Origin of the sequence: Halobacillus sp. BBL2006, from assembly GCF_000786645.1 — a bacterium.
Lineage (GTDB): Bacteria > Bacillota > Bacilli > Bacillales > Halobacillaceae > Halobacillus.
Window position 1 is genome coordinate 1 of record NZ_JRNX01000324.1, and the last position, 3,211, is coordinate 3,211.

2 protein-coding genes are annotated in these 3,211 nt (G+C 32.0%); both read left to right on the top strand.

Annotation, left to right across the window (positions count from 1 at the left end; all coding sequences use genetic code 11):
- Positions 1-1,695 (top strand): hypothetical protein (locus LD39_RS23085; protein WP_035545946.1); only part of this gene is annotated, 1,695 nt, incomplete at its 5' end.
- A 432-nt stretch (positions 1,696-2,127) separates the two neighbouring features.
- Positions 2,128-3,081, top strand: coding sequence for a tyrosine-type recombinase/integrase (locus LD39_RS10305; protein WP_052158810.1), 954 nt, complete (start codon positions 2,128-2,130; stop codon positions 3,079-3,081).
- Positions 3,082-3,211: the final 130 nt, after the last annotated feature.

The following is a 3,211-nucleotide window of genomic DNA, read 5'->3' on the forward strand; positions in this document are numbered from 1 at the left end:
AAAAAAATTAAACAGAAAATTGGTAAATTCATAGGGAGTCATAAGGATGACTTCATTAATTTATATGATGAAATTGAAATTGAATATGCAGACGACTACTTAGAGGTTCTTGAAATTTATAAATTATATCAAGGAATAGAAGCGAATGATTTCAAGCAATTTCTTGAAAAGAAAAATTTGCCCCTTTCAGAGATACTAAAGTTTAGGAGAATGACTGAGTACTTTGATGAAACAGTTAAGGAATTATTATTTTCTGATTCTACGAATGCGGAGACTATTATTTCAAAGTATCTAAACCAAGATAATTTATATTTGCCACCTTCCTTTACAACAGCTGATGAATTAAGTTTAATTGATAGGTATATTGATTCGCCATTAGTTAATATCAATGTATTGAGAAGAATTATTCATTTGCCACCGAATAAAGAGTTAAAGATACCTGATAAAATCAAATTGCATGCTCAGAGAAAAGCTAAAGAAGAGGTAGAAAAAATCTTCAATGATGGAGTAGGTATTCAATCAGGAGTTATGATTTCTTATCCCGATGAACAAGACGATGCAATATTATTCTCTATGGAAGATGGAACAGCAGACATTAAGATAAGCAGAAATTGGATTGAAGAAAACCTGGACTTTCCTACACTTTGGAACAATTTTATTTATCTATTTGGATTTGTTGATGGAACTATGAGATTAGCATTTGACTCAAAAAAGAATGAGGGTAGTACGTTGGAGTCAGTATTTAGACCACAGGCAGAACACTTGTACTACCAATCCAGCGCATTTAATCACAAAGAAATGTTGTCTGATGCTGAAATATATAGTTATGTTAATGTGCTAAATGTTCTCGATATAAGATTGGAAGATATGATTGAGTGGTTTTTTGGTGTGTATCTTGTTGACGAATTTCAAATTTCTGATTTTATCGTTAAAATGCCTTCTAGCGAAGCTTCATTTTTTGAAAAATGTAGAACTATTCTCCCTGAAATAGATAGAATTCTTAAACAATATAATTCTCTAATTGAGGACGGGTTAATAGACCAAGAATTAATTCAAATGTCATCTTCTAGCTTGAGAGTAAAAGATGTTAAGTCTTTTAATAACAAGAAGTATGTTTATTCCTCAAGTGATTGGTATGAGACCGCTTCATATCTATTGTTCTCTGACCAGAGTGGTATATTTTACTTACCCAAGAAAGAAGTGAAATATAAGAATTTCTTTAACCTAATGATTTCAGATAAATTAACCACCAGTGATTTTCTAGAACATCAGTTGAGAAGAATGCAATGGTTGTTTGAAAATAACTTAATACGGGAAAACCATAGAGGTTACTTTGAGTTTGTAGACCCTAGAGTTATATACGTTCTTAAAGAATTATATTTTAATGAAGTAATGAGTTTTTGGCATTATTCTGATGAAATAAAAGGATTAATTGAAAGATTAAGCGTACAAAACCTTGTTAGCTTTGATAGAAGCTTATTTTCACGAAATGAACAAGACTATCTTGATTATTACCTTAATAAATCAAAATTCACCAATGGTCATGATATTCGTAATAAATACTTACATGGGACAAACACTAATGATGAAGAACAGCATATAAGAGATTACTACTCAATTCTTAAGCTGTTCGTTGTAATAGTCATTAAAATAAATGATGACTTGTGTATAAATAGTATGGATGAGAATAGGTGAAATGGGTTCTTGAAGTATGATTCAATACCAAGATAATTTATTGAATTGTTTTTTCCGTTAAAAAGGACAGCTGAAGTAAAACTTGACATTTTGGTAACATACAAGTACTTTAGTTGTAGGTATTCAATAATCGTATGGACAACCACACAATTAAGGTTAAATAATATTACTGAAAACACTGATATACAGCCGTTTTATTCGTTTATTGGGTTAAGCACGACTCAAAATCGTGTTCCTCACGGAGTGCCGGTTCGACCCCGGCCACCGGTACTAAAAAAGAGGGTTAAAGCCCATGAAATCAGTGCTTTGAGTAATTCAGAGCACTGATTTTTTTGTGTTCAAATTTAATGAAATCAATGGCTAATCGTGTGGACAACAAATACGGTTGTTGGATGCCTTTTAAGACTAATTATCTTAGAAGGAGTTGTTACAATGTCAAAGTTGAATAAGCGAAACTTAGAGAAGCGGGTAAAGACTGTTAAAGAGCTTTATGAGGATTTTCAGTTAGGGAATAGGGTTAAAAACCTTTCTGAAATGACGATTATCTATTATGAGCAAAATTTAACTTATTTCTTTGATTACTTAAGGGAAGTGAGTATTGATTTAGTTGAAAATATTAGAAGGTCTCAAATTGACCGTTATATTATGTGGTTGAGAGATAAAGGTTTGAAGGATACAACTATTAATACTTATTTGAGGGCTGCTAGGGCGCTTCTTTATTATGCAATGAGAGAAGACCACTTAAAGGGCTTCAGTATAAGCCTTATAAAAGCTAATACAGAGCAAAAAGAACCATATAGTGATGATGACATTAAGAGACTAATTAAGAAACCCGACATGAAGTCTATTGGCTTTGTAGAACATCGTAATTGGGTGATGGTTAACTACTTATTAGAAACGGGTAATAGGTTAAATACTTTGCTTAACTTAAAAGTAGAAGACATTGACTTGGAGAATGGGATGGTTGTTTTAACAACAACCAAGAATAGAAAAGCTCAGTACAATCCTATAAGTGAGTACCTAGTAATGATAATTAACACATATGTACGCAGTTATGAGCTTGAAGTAGATGATTACTTGTTTGTGAATGAGTTAAAAGAGCAGATGACTAGAAATTCTGCTCAGCATGCGATAGCACGGTATAATAAGAAGAGAGGTGTTAAGAAGACATCTATTCACGCATTTAGGCACACTTTTGCTAAACATTATATTACAAGTGGTGGAGATGCGTTTAAACTTCAACGTTTATTGGGGCATTCTACCTTAGATGTAACAATGAATTATGTGAATTTATATGCGAGTGATTTAAAAAAAGGGTTCAACAACCATAGTGTATTAAATAACTTTAGAAAAAGTGAGAGATTCAAGAGAGGTAAAGGGATGTAATAGTAGTAAGTATACTTCTTTTACTGAATAAAGCGAGCATTAGAGAGTACGATTGCTAGCTAGACATTCAAAGATAGAGGTAACTAGATATTTTCACCACTCTAATATTATCCCATAAAAAAAGAAACAA

Bases quoted from the DNA above. Each gene is read 5' to 3' on its own strand.
- LD39_RS10305 (WP_052158810.1), top strand. From the start codon at position 2,128: ATGTCAAAGTTGAATAAGCGAAACTTAGAGAAGCGGGTAAAGACTGTT.